This window comes from Flavobacterium frigidimaris, assembly GCF_002217275.1.
In the GTDB taxonomy this organism is placed as follows: domain Bacteria; phylum Bacteroidota; class Bacteroidia; order Flavobacteriales; family Flavobacteriaceae; genus Flavobacterium; species Flavobacterium aquidurense.
The window spans coordinates 251465-270794 of record NZ_MUGV01000015.1; the positions used below are offsets into that span (position 1 = coordinate 251465).

21 protein-coding genes are annotated in these 19330 nt (G+C 34.0%); 8 read left to right on the plus strand and 13 right to left on the minus strand.

Translation table 11 applies throughout. The features are described from left to right. Positions 1 to 5 precede the first annotated feature (5 nt). The gene (locus B0A65_RS08580) at positions 6 to 2234 is read left to right on the plus strand and encodes a glycoside hydrolase family 3 N-terminal domain-containing protein (protein ID WP_074660489.1); all 2229 of its coding nucleotides are present in this window, start codon (positions 6 to 8) and stop codon (positions 2232 to 2234) included. Positions 2235 to 2282: 48 nt separating this feature from the next. On the opposite strand, the gene B0A65_RS08585 is transcribed toward B0A65_RS08580, so the two are convergent. Further along, on the minus strand, positions 2283 to 2570 hold the full coding sequence (locus B0A65_RS08585) for a hypothetical protein (RefSeq protein WP_242670253.1): 288 nt from the start codon (positions 2568 to 2570) through the stop codon (positions 2283 to 2285). A 296-nt stretch (positions 2571 to 2866) separates the two neighbouring features. On the opposite strand from B0A65_RS08585, the gene B0A65_RS08590 reads away from it, so the two are divergent. After that, a complete protein-coding gene (locus tag B0A65_RS08590; RefSeq protein ID WP_074660604.1) occupies positions 2867 to 3622 on the plus strand; it encodes an NUDIX hydrolase in 756 nt (251 codons plus the stop codon). 30 nt (positions 3623 to 3652) lie between these two features. Then, entirely contained in the window at positions 3653 to 3973 is a 321-nt protein-coding gene (locus B0A65_RS08595) for an MmcQ/YjbR family DNA-binding protein (protein WP_074660490.1), read from the plus strand. Positions 3974 to 3977: 4 nt separating this feature from the next. On the opposite strand, the gene B0A65_RS08600 is transcribed toward B0A65_RS08595, so the two are convergent. The 9 genes from B0A65_RS08600 to ahcY all read right to left on the minus strand — a co-directional run bounded on the left by B0A65_RS08600 (position 3978) and on the right by ahcY (position 12819). Beyond that, entirely contained in the window at positions 3978 to 4586 is a 609-nt protein-coding gene (locus tag B0A65_RS08600) for an alpha-ketoglutarate-dependent dioxygenase AlkB family protein (protein ID WP_074660491.1), read from the minus strand. Then, a complete protein-coding gene (locus tag B0A65_RS08605) occupies positions 4573 to 4818 on the minus strand; it encodes an Ada metal-binding domain-containing protein (protein ID WP_074660606.1) in 246 nt (81 codons plus the stop codon). The genes B0A65_RS08600 and B0A65_RS08605 overlap by 14 nt, the downstream gene beginning before the upstream one ends. A gap of 224 nt (positions 4819 to 5042) precedes the next feature. Continuing rightward, a complete protein-coding gene (locus B0A65_RS08610; protein WP_074660492.1) occupies positions 5043 to 5759 on the minus strand; it encodes a 2OG-Fe(II) oxygenase in 717 nt (238 codons plus the stop codon). Between the two features lie 10 nt (positions 5760 to 5769). After that, the gene (locus B0A65_RS08615; RefSeq protein WP_074660493.1) at positions 5770 to 6621 is read right to left on the minus strand and encodes a methylated-DNA--[protein]-cysteine S-methyltransferase; all 852 of its coding nucleotides are present in this window, start codon (positions 6619 to 6621) and stop codon (positions 5770 to 5772) included. 129 nt (positions 6622 to 6750) lie between these two features. Then, a complete protein-coding gene (locus tag B0A65_RS08620) occupies positions 6751 to 7215 on the minus strand; it encodes a GNAT family N-acetyltransferase (RefSeq protein ID WP_074660494.1) in 465 nt (154 codons plus the stop codon). A gap of 16 nt (positions 7216 to 7231) precedes the next feature. Continuing rightward, positions 7232 to 7564, minus strand: coding sequence for a DMT family transporter (locus tag B0A65_RS08625; protein WP_074660495.1), 333 nt, complete (start codon positions 7562 to 7564; stop codon positions 7232 to 7234). 73 nt (positions 7565 to 7637) lie between these two features. Beyond that, the gene (locus B0A65_RS08630) at positions 7638 to 8726 is read right to left on the minus strand and encodes a WG repeat-containing protein (protein WP_207556414.1); all 1089 of its coding nucleotides are present in this window, start codon (positions 8724 to 8726) and stop codon (positions 7638 to 7640) included. A 242-nt stretch (positions 8727 to 8968) separates the two neighbouring features. Continuing rightward, positions 8969 to 11287, minus strand: coding sequence for a patatin-like phospholipase family protein (locus B0A65_RS08640; RefSeq protein WP_074660497.1), 2319 nt, complete (start codon positions 11285 to 11287; stop codon positions 8969 to 8971). 215 nt (positions 11288 to 11502) lie between these two features. After that, the gene (ahcY, locus tag B0A65_RS08645; RefSeq protein WP_056245149.1) at positions 11503 to 12819 is read right to left on the minus strand and encodes an adenosylhomocysteinase; all 1317 of its coding nucleotides are present in this window, start codon (positions 12817 to 12819) and stop codon (positions 11503 to 11505) included. A gap of 294 nt (positions 12820 to 13113) precedes the next feature. On the opposite strand from ahcY, the gene B0A65_RS08650 reads away from it, so the two are divergent. Next, positions 13114 to 13764: a 4'-phosphopantetheinyl transferase family protein gene (locus tag B0A65_RS08650; protein ID WP_074660498.1), complete on the plus strand. Its 651-nt coding sequence runs from the start codon at positions 13114 to 13116 to the stop codon at positions 13762 to 13764. 38 nt (positions 13765 to 13802) lie between these two features. Here the strand turns inward: B0A65_RS08650 and B0A65_RS08655 are convergent, their stop codons facing one another. The 3 genes from B0A65_RS08655 to B0A65_RS08665 form a co-directional block, all read right to left on the minus strand. Further along, on the minus strand, positions 13803 to 14213 hold the full coding sequence (locus B0A65_RS08655) for a group III truncated hemoglobin (RefSeq protein WP_074660499.1): 411 nt from the start codon (positions 14211 to 14213) through the stop codon (positions 13803 to 13805). After that, a complete protein-coding gene (locus B0A65_RS08660; RefSeq protein WP_074660500.1) occupies positions 14210 to 14497 on the minus strand; it encodes a hypothetical protein in 288 nt (95 codons plus the stop codon). The genes B0A65_RS08655 and B0A65_RS08660 overlap by 4 nt, the downstream gene beginning before the upstream one ends. Positions 14498 to 14578: 81 nt before the next feature. Next, positions 14579 to 15175 carry a Crp/Fnr family transcriptional regulator gene (locus tag B0A65_RS08665; protein WP_074660501.1) on the minus strand — a complete coding sequence of 199 codons (597 nt, stop codon included), beginning with the start codon at positions 15173 to 15175 and terminating at the stop codon, positions 14579 to 14581. Between the two features lie 95 nt (positions 15176 to 15270). On the opposite strand from B0A65_RS08665, the gene B0A65_RS08670 reads away from it, so the two are divergent. Genes B0A65_RS08670 through arfB form a run of 4 tightly spaced genes read left to right on the plus strand, consistent with a single transcriptional unit; the run spans position 15271 to position 19126 of the window. Continuing rightward, complete coding sequence (locus tag B0A65_RS08670) at positions 15271 to 15999, plus strand: geranylgeranylglyceryl/heptaprenylglyceryl phosphate synthase (protein ID WP_074660502.1); 729 nt, start codon at positions 15271 to 15273, stop codon at positions 15997 to 15999. Positions 16000 to 16023: 24 nt separating this feature from the next. After that, the gene (gene pnuC, locus B0A65_RS08675; RefSeq protein ID WP_074660503.1) at positions 16024 to 16647 is read left to right on the plus strand and encodes a nicotinamide riboside transporter PnuC; all 624 of its coding nucleotides are present in this window, start codon (positions 16024 to 16026) and stop codon (positions 16645 to 16647) included. Beyond that, positions 16608 to 18722, plus strand: a complete 2115-nt coding sequence (locus B0A65_RS08680) for a DUF4301 family protein (protein ID WP_074660504.1) — start codon at positions 16608 to 16610, stop codon at positions 18720 to 18722. The genes pnuC and B0A65_RS08680 overlap by 40 nt, the downstream gene beginning before the upstream one ends. Further along, on the plus strand, positions 18722 to 19126 hold the full coding sequence (gene arfB, locus B0A65_RS08685) for an alternative ribosome rescue aminoacyl-tRNA hydrolase ArfB (protein WP_074660505.1): 405 nt from the start codon (positions 18722 to 18724) through the stop codon (positions 19124 to 19126). The genes B0A65_RS08680 and arfB overlap by 1 nt, the downstream gene beginning before the upstream one ends. The last annotated feature ends 204 nt before the right edge of the window (positions 19127 to 19330 follow it).

A 19330-nucleotide genomic window follows, 5' to 3' on the forward strand; every position in this document is an offset into this window, starting at 1 on the left:
AATTCATGAAGAAAATAACCACTTTTACGTTGTTGATGGTATCCCTTTTTGCGGTCGCTCAGCAACAAACAATTGATCAGAAAGTAAATGATCTCTTGAAAAAAATGACGATTGAGGAAAAAATTGGACAACTTAATCAATACACAGGGGATAATTCTGCAACAGGACCAATAACAATAAATCCAAACAAACAAGCCGAAATTAAGGCAGGTTTAGTAGGTTCGATGTTAAATATAATCGGAACAAAATATACCAGACAATATCAGGAACTGGCAATGCAGTCACGTCTTAAAATTCCATTGTTGTTTGGTCAGGACGTTATTCACGGTTATAAAACAACATTTCCAATTCCGTTAGCCGAAGCAGCAAGTTGGGATTTAGCAGCTATTGAACTGGCAGCCAGAGTTGCGGCTACAGAAGCTTCTGCAAGTGGTATTCACTGGACATTTGCTCCAATGGTAGATATTGGTCGTGACCCAAGATGGGGAAGAGTAATGGAAGGTGCCGGAGAAGATACTTATTTGGGATCTAAAATTGCCTATGCAAGAGTAAAAGGTTTTCAAGGGAATAAATTAGGAGATTTAAACTCCGTTATGGCTTGCGTAAAACACTTTGCTGCTTACGGTGCAGGTGTTGGAGGAAGAGATTATAACTCTGTTGATATGAGTGAAAGAATGTTGTTAGAAACGTATTTACCTCCTTTTAAAGCAGCTTTAGATGCTGGAGCAGCAACATTTATGAATTCATTTAATGATTTAAATGGAATTCCGGCAACTGGAAATGCTCATTTGCAGCGTGATATTTTGAAAGGAAAATGGAACTTTCAGGGATTCGTAGTTTCGGATTGGGGTTCGATTGGAGAAATGGTTGCACACGGTTACTCAAAAGATCTTAAAGAAGCAGCTTATTCAGCAATTACTGCCGGAAGCGATATGGATATGGAAAGTAATGCCTACCGTTATAATCTAGCCGAATTGATTAAAGAAGGCAGAGTTTCTGTTGATCTGGTTGATGATGCCGTAAGGCGTATTCTTCGCAAGAAATTCGAATTAGGTTTATTTGAGGACCCTTACCGATATTCTGATGAAAAGAGAGCTGAAAAAGCGTTGAGCAATCCGGAAAACAGAAAAGCAGCACTTGAAGTAGCGGAAAAAAGTATTGTTTTATTGAAGAATGAAAACCAGATTTTACCACTTTCTAAAAGCGTAAAAACAATTGCATTTATTGGACCAATGGTAAAAGAATACAAAGCCAATATGGGATTTTGGTCAGTTGAATTGCCAGATGTAAATTATGATAAATGGGTAGTTTCGCAATGGGATGGTTTGCAAAATAAAGTAGGTAAAAACACTAAATTATTGTATGCTAAAGGTTGTGAAGTTGACGGAGATAATAAAGATGGTTTTGCTGAAGCGGTTGCAATTGCTCAACAAGCTGATGTTGTTATTTTGAGTATTGGTGAAAGACGTGATATGAGCGGTGAAGCAAAAAGTAGAAGTGATCTTCATTTGCCAGGTGTTCAGGAAGATTTAGTAAAAGCGATTCAGGCAACAGGAAAACCAGTTGTGGTTTTGGTAAATGCAGGAAGACCTCTTATTTTTAACTGGACTGCAGATAATGTTCCTGCAATTGTATATACCTGGTGGTTAGGAACTGAAGCAGGAAATGCAATCGCTAATGTTTTATTTGGAGATTACAATCCTTCAGGAAAATTGCCTATGACTTTTCCAAGAGAAGTAGGGCAGGTGCCCATTTATTACAATCATTTCAGCACAGGAAGACCAGCGAAAGATGAGGATTCAAAAAATTATGTTTCGGCTTATATCGATTTGAAAAACTCGCCTAAATTTCCTTTTGGATATGGTTTGAGTTATACAAAATTTGATTATTCAGGCTTGAAATTATCTGCAACAAAAATTAAAAGTAACGAAACAATTACCGTTTCTTTTCAATTGTCAAATGTTGGAAAAGTGGCTGGAGAAGAAGTGGTGCAGTTGTATTTGAAAGATAAATTCGGATCTGTTGTAAGACCAGTTTTAGAATTGAGAGATTTTCAAAAAGTGAAATTGAATGCAGGAGAATCTAAAACTATCGAGTTTACAATTGATAAAGAGAAGCTTTCTTTCTACAATAATAAATTAGAATGGGTTGCTGAACCAGGAGATTTCGAAGTAATGATTGGAGCTTCGTCAGCAGATAGTAAACTAAGATCTGACTTTGAATTAGTACAATAACGTAAAGTCAATTAAAATTGGCGTTATGGATTTTATAAAGGTTCTGAATTATTTCAAAACTGTATTTATAAAATCCATAGCGCCAATTCCTTTATACGACGCATATAATGCTTTGTCAAAAGCTTCACGTTTTGCTTTTTTATCTTTCGCCTCAGTTTCAACAATCATTTGGTTGAAAATCTTTTCTTGTTGCTGGCTATATTTTATTGATTCTTCTAAAAGATATGTTTTAGAAACAAACCCGAATGACGTCCAGATTTTGGTTCTAATTTTTTGATTTATATTTTTTAACGGATTGGTATTCATTGTCTCTCGCATTGACATTTTTACTTTCATTCTTTAAATAAGTATTACAGAATTAATCAATTATGTAATATTATTCTTTCTTTAATTTACAATAATAATAAATATTATTGCAAATGTGTTATTATGACGCAATGTAATTAATTTTTCAATTCGTTTTTCATTTTAAGTAAAAATTGTGATTTACACACTTTTTACTTTTTACTACTAAGCACTTGATTTTTAAATTTTAATAAAGACTCATTTTTAAGAAAATGTTTGTTATTTCTAAAAATGAATTAAATTGCGTGCTAAATCAGTATCAGAAATCGGGATTTAATAAAACAAAAATGCTAAAGGATATTCTAGAAAATTATGAAAATTATCAGCCTGGTCTTTCAATAGATTGTGTGATTTTTGGTTTTCATGATAATCAGCTTAAGGTTTTATTGATTAAAATTCCACATAGAGAAACATGGTCTTTACCGGGTGGATTTATTCCCGTAAATCAGGATATTGACGTTGCTGCGGTGACCGTTTTAAATGAAAGAACTGGAGTTGATGGTATTTTTTTGAGACAATTTGCCACTTTTGGAAAAGTAAAGAGAAACGATCAACATTTTAGTAAAGAAGCATTAGAATATCTGGAAATATTTGAAGAAAAAGCAAAATGGCTGACGCGTCGTTTTGTAACGATTGGGTATTATGCCTTAGTCGATTTTTTAAAAACTATTCCAAAACCGGCTAATAAAGACGAAATAATTGAATGGATTGATCATAAAGAAGTTCCTGAGCTAATTTTGGATCACAAAGAAATTTTAGGTAAAGCATTGGCTACATTAAGAATGGAATTGAATTTAATGCCAGTTGGATACAATTTGTTGCCAGAGAAATTTACCATTCCGGAACTTCAGAAATTATATGAAACAATCTTAGATAAAAAACTGGATAGAAGAAATTTTCTCCGAAAAATAACCAACATCGGAATCCTGACGAAATTGGACGAAAAGAAAAGCAACGTTGCACACAAAGCGCCAAATTTGTATACTTTTGATAAAGATAAATATAAAGAAGTCTTGAAAAATGGACTGAATCAGGGCTGGTAAAATTAGAATTAATTTTTAAATTTATAGATTATGGTCTCCATTGAAGCATTTAGAAAATTAGCGATGTCATTTCCTAATGCGACAGAAGAGCCCCATTTCGAGAAAACTTCTTTTCGTGTCAATAAGAAAATCTTCGGCACTTTTGATGAGAAAAATAACAGAGCGGTTTTAAAATTAAATGAAATCGATCAATCTGTCTTTTGTGCTTCAAGTGAAAAGATTTTTTATCCAATTCCTAATAAATGGGGGAAACAAGGCTGGACGATAGTCGAACTTTTAGAAGTAAGACCCGAAATGTTTGAAGACGCTTTGATACGATCTTATGAAAATGTAATTTCAAAAAAGAAATAATTTTCTATTTCACAATCGTTCTAAAAGTCAAATTTACTCTTGGTTTTGAAGTCGTTTTGGTTGGTGGTAAACGATGTAACCAATGTGTTTGTGTTTCATCTTTCATTACTAATAAACTTCCGTGTTCCAGAATTAAGGAAACAACTTCTTTGGTTTCTTTATGTTTGAAAGCGAACTTGCGTTCAGCACCAAAACTGACGGAACCAATCGCGCCATTCTTCTTCAAATCTTTTTCAGCGTCGCTGTGCCAGGCCATTCCTTCATCACCGGAATGATATAAATTTAGTAAACAAGAGTTGAATGTTTCACCTGTTTTTTCTTCAATAATGGCTTTTAATTCCAAAAGTTCTTTTGTCCACGGAAGTGCTTTTTTTGTTGTATTGGAGTATGTATATTCAAAACCAGAATCGCCATACCAGGCTACTTTTCGTTTGGTCAAAATTAATTTTCCGAAGATAATCGCTTCATCATTTTTCCATTCGATAGTATCCAAAAGCACTTCTAAATAATGGTTTGAATCTTCACGAGAAAATAATTTTCCGTAATAATTCACCGTTCCCTCTTTCGGGAGTAAATTAGTTGTTTCGTCTGTATGTGGATTAAATAAGTCCATTTTTCCAGTTTTGATATTCGGTTTTCATGCAATGCCCACAAGGTCTGAAACCATTTTGCCTGGCTTCATTTTCAGATAAAAAGAAAACCCGATTCTCGCGTTTCATTCTTTTTCCGGAACTGCATTTTAAGGTTCCGTAGATTTTTAATTTTCGGTTTCCACCGAAGCAAATTTCAGCATTTTTAATTTTATTCCGAAGATCGGAATCGGGAATTTTAGAATGATTGATCATGATGTTTTTTTTATTGCATTTTTTATCGTAGAAGCGCACAGAAGTGCGTGTACGCAAAGAGTGGTTTTTTTACACAGATTAGATTAAATTAATTTTTCACGCAGATTTTGCAGATTTTAATTAAATATAGTTGGAAATAAATCATCTGCGCAAATCTGCTTAAATCCTTTTAAAATCTGCGTGAAATAAAAATTTTACGACTCTGGGACTTTGCGAGACTAAATTTATGACGATAGTGCATCATGAAAAATAATCCCCAAAGTATGCCGTTCACCAGAATGAATCTCGCTCACACCATGTTTCATGTTCACACGATAATATCCTTTTGTACCTTTTACAGGCCTGAAATTGGTTGTAAAAACCAAAACATCACCTTTTTTGGGTTTCAAAACAATTGCTTTCGATTGCGCTCTTGGCGTTTGTTGTGTTAACACAAATTCGCCTCCCGTAAAATCTTCATCGGGTTCGTTTAGGAAAACTACGATTTGAATAGGAAAATAAATATCTCCGTATAAATCCTGATGCAAAGTATTAAAACCACTTTTACCATATTTTAAAATTAAAACAGTTGCTTTTAGTTGATTATTGGCATGACATTGTTCGAGTAATTTTTCGTGTGTTTCCGGGAAAATTGTATTGATGTTTAAGACTTTCATCCATGAGTTTGCAATTGGCACCAGTTTTGGATAAATGGCGGAACGTATGGTTTGAATCAAATCCGGAAGCGGATAATTAAAGTATTTATATTCACCCAAACCAAATCGGTATCGCTCCATGACAACAGTTTTTCGATATAAATTTGGATTATCATAATCGAATTTTAAATCTTCGCATTGTTCGTTATGAAGTAAATTCGGAATGATTGCAAATCCGTTTTTGTGCATAGATTCGCTGATGCTTTCCCAGTTTTGAGAAGCAATTTTTGATTGTATATTTTGCATGGAACTAAGTTTAGAGATCTGAATTTAGTTGTGCGCCTTCCCAGCCAATAATAGCGGTTTTACGCGTGCTTCCCCACATATAACCACCAAATGCTCCAGTGGATTGAATAACGCGATGACATGGAATTAAAAACGCTACAGGATTGCTTCCAATAGCCGTTCCGACAGCTCGAGAAGCATTTGGTTTTTCGATTTGATGCGCAATGGAACCATAAGTAGAAAGTTGTCCCATTGGGATTTTAAGTAACGTTTCCCAAACTTTCAATTGGAAATCGGTGCCTTTTAAATGAAGTTTAATTTCAGATAACTTGCTCCAGTCGTTCTGGAAAATAAATAAGGCATTTTGTTGTACCAAATCCAGTTTTCGGGAAAATGTTGCGTTTGGAAATTTGTTTTTTAAATCGTAAAATCCGATTTCTTCGTTTTCGGCGAAAGCCATAAAACAAACGCCTTTTTGGGTTGAAGAAACTATAATATTCCCAAACGGGCTTTCGGCAAAACTGAAGTTGATTTCTAAATTTTTTCCGCCATTTTTATATTCCGCTGGTGTCATTCCTTCGATATTGACAAACAAATCGTGCAGACGGCTCGTTCCGGAAAGTCCGGTATCAAAAGCGGCATCAAACAAGGTTGCCTGATTGTCTTCTTTCAGAATTTTTTTAGCATGCTCGACACTGATATATTGCAAAAACTTCTTCGGACTTGTGCCGGCCCATTCCGTAAACAAACGCTGAAAATGAAACGGACTCAAATGCACTTTTTCGGCAACCTCATCAAGATTGGGCTGATCTTTAAAATTTGCTTTGATATAATCAATTGCATCTGCAATTCGGTTATAATTAATGTTTTCCTGTGTGTTCATTTCTTTCAATTTTATAATGCAAATATCGACAGGGTTTGGCAGTCATAAAATCCGAAACTTGCTTTGTTTTTTCTTTTGTTTCAAGTTTCAGGTTTCAGGTTTTGTAGTAACATGAAACCTGAAACAAATTTACTCTAGTTCTTTTTCCATTTTATAATTAATCAATTCAACTCCCAATCGCATATTTTTCTGCTTGGCTTTTACAACAAATCCTTTCTTTTCAAAGAATGGCTTTGCAGTTATACTAATGTCGGCTGTTATTGTTTTTGAGTTTTCTTTTATAGCTTCGTGTTCTAATTCAGTAAAAACTTTATCGGCAATTCCCTGACGCTGGAAATCTTTGTGAACGCAAAAGAAATCTATATAATTTCCATTTTTAAGAGTTCCATAACCCACAATTTGATCGTTTATAGTAGCCAGTAAAACATATTGTTCATGAATAAGTTTCAGCCAGCGTTCTGTATTATTGAGCCCTGAAACCCAAGCGTCAATCTGCAAAGGAGTATAATCGTTTTTACAAACCCATTTAATGGTTTCAATGTACATTTCCTGCATTTCCACTAAATCTAAAATAGTCGCTTTTCTAAAATCCATTTTTTTAAGTTTGAGATTAATGTACCGTTGTTTTAGAGAAAACATTGATGACAACCACACCAATCATAATTAAAGCCAATCCAATTATGGCTGGCAAATCTGGAATTTGCTTAAAGAAAACCGCTCCAATAATAGTGATTAAAACGATTCCTACGCCGGACCAAATTGCGTAAGCAATTCCAACCGGAATAGTTCGTATAGCAAAACTTAGAAAGTAAAATGCAGCAAAATAGCCTATAATTGTAATAATGCTGGGGATAAGCTGCGTAAACTGCTCGGATTTTTTTAAGGCTGATGTGGCAATGATTTCAAATAGTATGGCAATTCCTAAAAAGAAGAAGTTTTTCATGTTTCACGTTTTTACAAAGTTAAGATTTGTTTTTGAGAGAGATGTAAAAAGTGAAAATGTAAAACCAAATGGGTTATTTAAGAGTATCTTCTGAGATAGAAACACTTATTAATTTGTAACCATTTTCGGTTCTTAAAAATTCAAAATGATCCTGGCCAAAATCCTCATTGTCTTTTGAAGTGATTACTATGTTTTTAACAGGATATTGCCACTCTTTTGATTCATTACAATTATTAAAATATTCTTCATATTCTTTTGCTTCGAATATAAATTGATTTAAACCATCAGTTGAAATAAAATAGTCCGTTTTTTCAGAATTGAGTTCTTGTAATTTCATTTTTAAAATCTTGTAATTCTGATCGATAAATTTAGCTTTTGGTTCATTGATCCATCCGTTTGGGTTTTTCCAATAGGTAATTTTCTCAAAAGAATTTGTCAATAAATTTTCTTTAGATAGATCTGAAAGCAAAGTGTTTTTGATCCATAATTTAAATTCTTTATCATAATCAATAAAGGAATAATATTGACCGTTAATTCCAGGGAAATTTTCTCTTGTTGGATCTTTGCTTGGATTTTTTGATTTCTGTACAGAATAAAAGTTTAAATCAAAATCGTTTTCATATTCAAAGTTTTCTATTAAGATTTTATTGTTTGTATCAATTAGAAATTCTTTTCCTCCAGTCCAGCCAAAATGTTCGTCGTCAAACTTTTTTTTAATTGCGCCTTTTAATGCGACGACCATTCCGTTTCTGGCTTTTGTTAAATTGCTGTATGCTGCCGGAATCGCAACCTTTCCTTCGCTGTTGAACATGCCCATTTTATACGTCTTTGGATCCCTAAAACGAATGAAACCTTCATTTTCGCAATCTGGTCCGTTGTCAAAAATATACAAACTGTCAAGGCCAACTATTCTTCCGGCTTTGGTTAAGTAATAACTTTTCCAACTCCCCTTTATGTCTTCACTTACAGCAATGATAGCGTCAAATTTATGAGCAGAAGTGATTCTCGTAAATTTTGGCGTTATCTTGATGTTCCCGTTTTGATCTTTAAATCCGATGTGTGTGGTGTCTTTGTCCCAAAATGAAATCCAGGTATCGTTATTTTGAGCAAATACGGAACAGTTTATAGATAAAAACAGGTTGAAGAGAATAAATTGTTTCATAAAAAGTATTTGTAGTAAATATAAGAAGAAGCTTTTGAAAAAAGAATCTCTTGTTTACTGGGCTTTCTTGATTTACGTTTTGCGTGAGGGGATAGGAGCTAACTGCCGAAGCAGTGCGGATAGCCCGACAGCATTTAAGAAAAGGCCTAATGCGCGCAAAGCATATTTAGGCCTTTTTTTAAATGGTGGCACGCCCTTATATTTTAGATTTCTGAGTTTAGATTTTAGATTGAAAAAATTGACTACGGATTGAGTGATAATCCAACGCTAAAAAACAATCGCACTTTATCAATGTTGTTTATCCAGGAAGTGTCAAAATGAATTGGACCCAGAATGGACTGATAAGAAATTGCTGCTCCTCCTGAAAGTAAAAGGCTAGGTTCCATGTTTTCGTCCCACTTTCCTTTTGGACTAAATACATGACCGATATAATCGTCAAAAGTATCAAAACCGACACTGGCAACATTAAAGTGCGGAGTCAGATAAATTTTTCCGATTAAATTTATTTGAGAGCCGAGTTTTAGTCCCATATATTGCGTGACATTGACTTCATCTTCATGCAGGCCAGGAAATGGAAAACGATTACTGCCAGAGCTTGGAATAATGCCTCCTAAAAAATATTTTGCGGCATAACCAAATCCTGAAAACGGAATTTGATCGTCCTTAAGTTTGTCCTGAAAAATAAAATAAGAATCAAATCCTATAAGTCCTGTAATTTTCTTTTTTAAGAGTGCTCTCTTTTCAAAACTAAAACCAAATTTTGTGTAGCCATTTGTTGGGCCGGAAATACCGTTTAAATCAGGATCAGTAAAAGAGGCGTTGATATCGCTAAGAAGTGATCGTGCTACATTTGCTTTTATAATGGTTCCGTTTGTGGCAAAAAAAACTTTATCCATGTCATTATAGGAATAATGCATGTTGAATTCAATATTATTAGAGTCGTAGTTGTTTAGGCTAACAGAGTTTGGATTATATTCCCGGTCGTATTTTGGTTTTAGATTAGAATAGCTATAGTTTAAGCCAAAACCTACATAACTTTTCAGTGAATTTAAATTTTTGTTTACCTCATTATTGAATTCAAAAGTATTATAAAGTATGTTGTCTGATGCTTTGCCATTTATGTAAATTTCTTGTCGCAGAAAGGCTCCATAAGCCTCAGATACCCACCACCATTCCCTGTGTTGTCCGAAATTTTTCTGATAATTGATTCTCGCTTTTGGCTGTTCGGCAATATCTACTGTTACAAGAAGACGGGAGGCAGCAGCAAGAACATTTCGGCCTGTGTAATTAAAAATGATTCCAACACCTCTGTAAGTATCATAATGTATTGAGGTGTTGAGCTGATTTTTGGCGCGTTCAAATCCAAATAATGTAATTCCTAATTTGTCTCCGTCTTTAATGAAATAGCTATACGTAATCTGATCAAAAAGATTAGTACCCATTGCTCTGTTAATTCCGGCTATTAGATCTTTGGTAGTATATTTTACATGTGTTTTAAGATTTGCTCGTCCAACCACCAAAGGCATATTTTCAGGACTTATATTTTTATAAACAATTGTGTCCAGCACAAATTCTTTAGGCATATCTGGCAAAGCGTGCGTGCGTTGCGGAAAAGCTTTTAATTTTTCTGATAAGGCAATTAACGCAGGAAGATTTTGATTTGTTGCTATTTTACCGTCTTTGTAGATTTCATTACTATCTGCAAAATCGGCGGTAGAGAAACGTAAGTTGGGCAAGTGATCAACCAATATTGTACAAAGATCGCGATTTGCAGGATTCTTAATATTACTCGGAAACATACTGGTCTGCATCAAAATGGTCATTAGATTATTCAGCTTATCCATTGGTTCCATTCCTCCACCTACGTCGCTTCCAATAATAATATCGGCACCCATTTGTTTGGCAACATCCGTCGGGAAATTATTTAAAACCCCTCCGTCAACTAATACTGTTTTTTCGTACGGCATTGGCTTAAAAACGGCTGGCAAAGACATGCTGGCTCTCATGGCGTAGGATAAACTTCCCTTACTTAATATAACTTCTTTTCCTTGAACCAAATCGGTAGCCATAGCACGAAAGGGTATTGGGAGACTGTCAAAATCTCTAACGTTATAGACAGGATAGGTTAATTCAGAAAGGTATTCTCTTAGATTTTGATCATTTAAGAGAGAACCAATACTATTAAGTTTTCCATCTTTAACGCCTATACCAATTAAATATCTTTGAAATTCTCGTTTTTCTTCTGCACTTACCGATCGCAATGATTGGCCTCCGCCAAGGAGTTTATCCCAATAAATGTTTTTGGTTAGTTTTTCGATGCTATCTCCGGAATATCCCATGGCATACAAACCTCCAATGACGCTTCCCATACTATTTCCCACAATAAGATCCGGGACAATGTGTAAGGAATCGAGTTTTTGCAAAAGCGGAATATGGGCAATTCCTTTTGCTCCACCACCACTTAATACTACTACGACTTTCGGTTTCTTTTCCTGAGAAAAAATAATTTGTGGGAGACTTAGCAAAAATAAGAAGACGATTAAATAAGTAGTTTTTTTCAAGTTTGTACTGTTTAAGTATTTGAGAAATAGAACCTTATTTTGATTATTAAAAGTAAGTAGATATTTGTAAACGTGCAATCTTTTGAGAGAAATGTTTTTTTAGAAGAGTATAAAAACAGAAAACCCGACAAGTTTTAAGCCTGTCGGGTTTGAATATGTGTTAATTAAGACTCTGAATTAGAATCTAAAATCTAAACTCAGAAATCTAAAATTTACTAGTATCTGTAGTACTCTGGTTTGAATGGACCTTCAACCGGAACACCAATATAAGCAGCCTGATCGTCACGTAAAGTTTCCAATTCAACTCCTAATTTAGCTAAGTGCAAAGCAGCAACTTTTTCATCTAAATGTTTTGGTAACATATAAACGTCATTGTTGTAAGCAGCACTGTTTTTCCATAATTCGATTTGTGCTAAAGTTTGGTTTGTAAATGAGTTACTCATTACAAAACTTGGGTGACCTGTAGCACAACCAAGGTTTACTAAACGACCTTCAGCAAGAATGATGATATCTTTTCCAGCGATTGTATATTTGTCAACCTGAGGTTTGATTTCAATTTTAGATGCACCGTGGTTTTTGTTTAACCAAGCCATATCAATTTCGTTATCAAAGTGTCCGATGTTACAAACAACAGTTTTGTCTTTCATTTGCTCGAAGTGCTCTCCAAGAACGATATCTTTATTTCCCGTAGTTGTAATGATAATATCAGCATTAGCAATTACAGTGTTTAATTTTTTAACTTCATAACCGTCCATTGCAGCTTGTAAAGCACAAATTGGATCGATTTCAGTAACAGTTACAATAGATCCTGCACCTCTGAAAGAAGCAGCAGTTCCTTTTCCAACGTCACCGTATCCACAAACGATAACTCTTTTTCCAGCTAACATTAAGTCAGTTGCACGACGAACTGCATCTACTGCAGATTCTTTACAACCGTATTTGTTATCAAATTTAGATTTAGTAACAGAGTCGTTAATATTGATTGCAGGCATTGGTAATGTTCCCGCTTTTACTCTTTCGTAAAGTCTGTGAACTCCAGTTGTAGTTTCTTCAGATAAACCTTTGATTCCAGGAACCAATTCTGGGAAACGGTCAATAACCATGTTAGTTAAATCTCCACCATCATCCAAGATCATGTTCAATGGTTTTCTGTCTTCACCAAAGAATAAAGTTTGCTCAATACACCAGTCAAATGATTGCTCATCAAGACCTTTCCAGGCGTAAACCTGAATTCCGGCAGCAGCAATAGCAGCAGCAGCCTGATCCTGAGTAGAGAAAATATTACAAGAAGACCAAGTAACTTCAGCACCAAGAGCGATTAAAGTTTCGATCAAAACTGCAGTCTGGATTGTCATGTGTAAACATCCAGCGATACGAGCACCTGCAAGAGGTTGTTCATCTTTATATTCAGCACGAAGCGCCATTAAACCTGGCATTTCAGCTTCAGCTAATTCAATTTCTTTTCTTCCCCAAGCCGCTAGAGAGATGTCTTTTACTTTGAAAGCCACAAAAGGCGTAGTTGTAGTACTCATTTATAGTATATTTGTATATTGTAAAATTTTTGCAAATTTACGGAATACCTTTTGAATTTTTACTATTTCTGTAAGATTTGTGAAATGTTTAATTTCTTAATCTTTAGAAGATTAGTTTGTTAATTGTTTTTTAGAAGCTAATCCTGCTGTCCACTATATCTTTTGTGGTGAACCCCACCACAAAAGGATGCCGTTCCCATCAGGGCTAAAAAGACGAGACATTAAATTACAAGTTTAGTTTTCAAAAGGAAAAATAATTCATAATTAACCATATAATTTACAATTAAATAAGTAATGCCTTTATTTAAAACCATCCAGTGCAACGAAACGACCAAACTTTTAATTTGGGAAATAACCGAATCTTTTGAGGAGTTATTAAGCAAAGTAGTTTTGAAAGAAAAAACACAGTTGAGGTTAAACGGAATGAAATCCCAGTTGCACCAGCGTGCTTTTTTAAGCGTTCGTATGCTGATTCAGGAAATGGGTTTTACTGATAAAGATTTACATTATGATGAATTCGGAAAACCTTATTTCGATTGTCATAATCATATTTCGATTACGCATTCGTATCATTTTGCAGCCATTATTATCAGTCATGAAACGGTTGGAATTGATATGGAATTACAGCGCGAAAAAATCCGCAAAATAGCTGATAAATTTGTTGATACTGAATTTGAATATTTAAATCCGAATGTTTCTGAAGAATACATCAAGAAACTTACGGTTATCTGGGGTGCGAAAGAAGCAATCTTCAAAATCAGAAACGAAAAAGGAATCAGCTTTAAAGATCATATTAGAGTTGGAGATTTCTCTTTGGATAAAAAACAAACCCAGGCCAGTCTACATTTTGATAATCTGATTAAAGATTTTAATGTGTGTTACGAAGAAATCAAATCAGATAATTTTGATGGGAAATTTACTTTGGTTTATGCTTTTGAGAAGTAAGATTTAGTCGCAGTTTACAGTCGCAGTAATCAGAAGAATTAAGTTTCAGTTGAGTTTTCAGCCAATTTTTTACGATGCTCAAACATGCTCACAAACAGAAAAGTTCCCATTTTTCGGGCACGTCGTTTTAGTGTTTCCACATTTTCGCCTTCAAAATGTTCGTCTAAAGTCTGAAACCAATAGTTGAGCCAGATTCCGAATTCGTTTGAAGTAATTTTGCCATCAAAACGAGCGTCAACATCATTGTGCACGGCATTAGGATTGCCTTTGTATTTTTTGACCGCAAATAAATTGGTTTCCCAAAAATCAGTTAGTTTTTCGAGATGTGCATCCCAGTCTTTTATCATTGTATTAAAATAAAAACCAATTTCTTCATCGGCTCTTATTTTAGCATAGAACTGATGTACTAAAAATTCGACATCAGTTCTATTTTCTATTTGCTTTTTCATAGTACAAAACTATTCAGAAATATTAGTAAAACACTTAGTACAGCGCTTAAAATAATAAGGTTAAAAACTACTTTATGTTTCATTTGCGCTAAAATTGAAGTATTAGCAAAAACACAGGCTAATACAATAATGGCCAGTTGAATCATTTGCGTAACAGAGGTTCCGTGTGAAAGAATATACATAGCTGCAGCACCACCTAAGCAGCTTTGACCAATTACAGCCATAGCTGCAGAACCCATGTAGTTTTTATTGAAATTTTCGAATGTTGTTTGATATAGTGTCATGATATTGTGATTTTTATACTACAAAGGTACAAGCACAATCAAACTCCATTTTATGACTTTAATCATAAAACAGCAACTATTTTATCTGTATACTTTTCTGTTTATAATCTTCAAAAGACCTTTTTTCTCCAAAGCTTTTATGGTTCTAATTACCGTTTCGACACGCAAGCCGGTTAAGTCTCCAATTTGTTGTCTGGTAAAATTAATGAGGTAACCGTTGCTGTCTTTTTTAAAATTAAAATAAGCGATTCCGTGATCTATTAATTTCAAAACTCTGTGCTCTGGTTCCTGAGTTGACATTTCAGCCGCCATAACTGATTTATAATACAAGCGCTGTGCTAGATTTTCGATTATTTTAAGGCTTATCACGGGGTTTTCTTCCAGTAATTTCAGGAAATTGTTTTTAGGAAGAAGAAGAATTTCTGAATAATCAACTGCAATAGCATTTGCCGGATACTTTTGATTTAAAAACAGGGGAGGTTCTCCAAAAGATTGTTCTTTATAAAAAATTCCCTGAATAAATTCTCTGCCATCATCATTGTAATTACTCATTTTTACTTCTCCGGAAAGAATCTGATAATAATGAGTAGGCAAATTTCCTTCTTCAAAAATAATTTCATTTTTGTCAAAAGACTTTTTTAAAGCACCATATTTTTCTAATAGTTCAGGAGCAATCATGCCTTCATTTTTTTAGTTATCAAAAGCTATTGCACAAATATAATTCATTCAAAATAGTTCTTCTGCATTAAAAAACTTTTACTTTTACGCCCGTTATGAAACAAAAAATATCCAACATACACCAACAGATTTTAGAAGCTAAAAAGAATGGTCAAAAATTGCTGGCTATACTTTTAGATCCGGATAAGATTGTATGGGAAAATTTAGATCATTTAGTAGTTAAAATAAAGCAATCTCCTGCTACACATATATTTGTCGGAGGCAGTATTGTAAAGGCTACAATTTTAGAAGATTTGTTGGCCGAATTAAAACAAAAAACAAATTTGCCCGTTGTGATATTTCCCGGTGATCCGTCACAGATTTCACCTCAGGCAGATGCTATTTTGTTTTTGTCATTGTTGTCTGGGCGAAATCCGGATTATTTAATTGAATATCAGGTTCAGGCAGCACCAATTTTAAAAAAGACAAATCTTGAGGTTATTTCAACGGGATATATTTTAATAGAAAGTGGTAATGAAACAGCAGTAGCGCGGGTAAGTAAAACAAAACCACTTAATCGTGAAAATCTTGATTTGGTTTTGGCCACAGCTTTGGCTGGAGAAATGTTGGGTAATAAATTGATGTATTTAGAGGCGGGAAGTGGCGCCAAGAATGCAGTGCCACTGGAAATGATACAGTTAATTGCGCAAAATATAGAAATTCCTATAATTGTTGGCGGAGGAATTGTAGATTTGCACGGAATTCAAAAAGCCTATAAAGCTGGCGCTGATTTAGTAGTTATTGGAACTGCTTTTGAAAACGACAGCCACTTTTTTGAATCCTAAATCATAACCATACAACCAAACCAAATGATTGATTTTTTCCTTGAAAGTTACAAAACTGCACCGTTATGGCATATTACGCTAGAGTTTTTAGTTTTTGTTTGTGGAATTTTAAGCGTCTGGTTTGCTAAAAAAGAAAATATCTGGGTTTACCCAACAGGATTAATTGCTACAGTAATTTCAGTATATCTTTTATATATTGCAGGATATATTGGGGATATGATTATCAACGGATATTTCTCGATCATGAGTATTTATGGTTGGTATGTATGGGCAAAAGGAGGAACAACTGAAGATAATTTACCTATTACGCGCACAAGTTTTAATGAAAAAATAATCGGAATCGTATTATTTTTTGTTACTGTTTTTGTAGTTTTCGGCATTTATAAATATTTTGATTACAAAATCAATCCCGACAATTATGTCGATATGATTTCGTCTGGAATATTTTTTGCAGGAATGTGGTACATGGCCAGGAAAAAAATCGAAAACTGGACACTTTGGATTATTGGCGACATTATTGTAGTGCCTCTTTACGCTTATCGTGGCTTGGGGATGTTGTCACTTCAATATTTAATTTTTACAATTTTAGCTATTTCAGCTTATTTAGAATGGAGAAAAATCTTAGACAGCAAAAAACCACTATCATAAAAATAGCTTTATTTGGACCTGAGAGTACAGGAAAAACCACTTTAGCGAAACAACTTGCAGATTATTACGAAACCGAGTGGGTTCCGGAATTTGCACGTGATTATTTACAAGAAAAATGGGAGGAGAATCAGCATATTTGTGTTGCTGATGATATGCTTCCTATCGCTTATGGACAGGTTGCATTAGAAAATGAGAAGCTTTCTTTGGCTAAAAAATATCTTTTTTGTGATACCAACTTAATGGTTACCAAAGTTTTTTCTGAGATGTATTATGATTTTTGTGATCCTTTATTAAATGAAGCAGCACTAAAACATGAATACGATTTATTTTTTCTAACGGATATTGATGTTCCTTGGGAAAAAGATGATATCAGGGATACGCCAGATGGCCGAGAAACAGTATTTTCGGTTTTCAAACAGAGTCTGATTGATACTAATAAACCCTTTATTATTCTTTCAGGGAATAAAAAAAGTCGTCTGGCAAAAGCAACGGCTATTATTGATGATTTAGCTTTTGCTAAAGAGAATGGTTTTTCTTCTGAAGATTTTGTTCAGATCTATAATCATGGAATTTCTTTTAATAAAGTTTTAAAACAATTAGAAATTTTCGAAAACGGAATTACAAAAAGTAATTTAGTTAGTCCGGCAACAATTGATAATGGTATTGTATCATTATCAGAAATTGACTTTGATGAGAAAGCAAATTTCTTTGACAGTCAAAAAGGAAGTCTGAAAATAAAGAAATTCGTTCCGGCTTCTGGTGCAGCTACCAGAATGTTTAAATTTTTGAGGGCTTTTTTGAACGATTTTGATATTGAACAGGAAACTATAAATGCTTACATTAACAGAAAAAAGGACAAGGAATTATCGATTTTTATTGTAGCAATGGATAAGTTTCCTTTCTTTGAAACATTTAACGAAAAACTAAAGTTGGTATACCCCGATTTTGAAACATTAGAGAGAGATTACAAGAATTATTACTTTATAAAACTTCTTCTATCTTCTGACTATTTTGATTTTGCAAACAAGCCAAAAGCAGTTATACCATTTCATAAATATGAAGACCGTATTGCAAATCCTATAGAAGAACATTTAAATGAGTGTTCTCACTATGCTTCATCAAATCAGGTTTCTAATCTTCATTTTACAGTTACCGAGGCACATCAGGAGCTATTTGAAAAAGAAGTTGCAATACTGAAAGAGAAAGTAGAAAAAGTATCTGGAATCCAAATTAATATTGGCTATTCTTATCAGAATAAAAGCACAGATTCTGTAACGGTAGATACAAAAAATAAAATTGTTCGGGATAAAAATGAAAACCTTGTTTTTAGACCAGGCGGACATGGTGCTTTGATTGAAAATTTGAATCAGCTTGATTCTGATATTATTTTTATTAAAAATATTGATAATGTAATTCAGAATCATATTGATAAAATTACATTGTATAAAAAAGCTCTGGCTGGTATTTTAATCGAAATACAACAAAAAGTTTTTGCTTATTTAAGAGCTATTGAAGAACAAAAAATAAATGAGAAGGCTCTAAGTGAAATGACTCTTTTTTTGTCAGAAAAGCTTAATATTAAACTTAATAATGATTTTAATAAATTCACTTTTGAAAATAAAATCGCCAAGCTAAAAGAATTGCTGGATCGGCCAATTCGAGTTTGTGGAATGGTTAAAAATGAAGGAGAACCTGGTGGTGGTCCATTTTGGGTAATGAATAATAAAGGGGCAGTTTCTTTGCAAATTGTAGAAGCTTCTCAGGTTGATAACTCTAATAAAAAACAACAAGGAATTTTAGCTGAAGCTACCCATTTTAATCCGGTAGATTTAGTTTGCGGAATTAAAAATTATAAAAACATTAAGTTTGATTTAATCCAGTTTGTAGATCCGGATGCTGGATTTATTGTAGAGAAAACCCTTGAAGGAAAAACAGTTAAAAGTTATGAATTGCCAGGCTTATGGAATGGTGCGATGGCCAATTGGCTAACCGTTTTTGTAGCAGTTCCTTTAATAACTTTTAATCCGGTAAAAACGGTAAATGATTTATTAAAAGCGCCACATCAGCCACAATAATGGATAGCGAAAAAATCATAGCAGAATTAACTTTTAAAGCAGTCCGCAGCAGTGGAGCTGGCGGACAAAACGTTAATAAAGTATCATCAAAAGTGGTGCTAACTTTTGATTTGAATACATCGCAGGCTTTATCTGAAGAAGAAAAAGCGCTTTTGCTGATTAATACAGCACCACGCTTAACCACTGAAAATATTCTGATTTTAAATTGTGACGAAGATCGAAGTCAACTTAAAAATAAAGATATTGTCGTAAAACGTTTTTTAGAAATCATTAAAAAAGGACTGCATGTTCCAAAAGCTCGAAAAGCAACTAAGATTCCTAAATCTGTAATTAAAAAGCGAATTAAAGACAAAAAGAATATTTCTGAGATAAAGCAATCCAGAAGAAAGCCTAATCTAGAATAAAATCCAATTTATAAAAATTCCAAATTCCAATTGAAAACTAAATAATGAAGTTTTTTGGAATTTGGACTCGAGCGCCAGCGAACAGGCGAAGCAATTTCTTTTTTTTGAATTTGATTTTTGGGTTTTTTAAGTTTACATTTGCACTGTCTCAAAGGGGTGCTCTAAATAACGAGCTGAGATCATACCCAAAGAACCTGAGCGAGT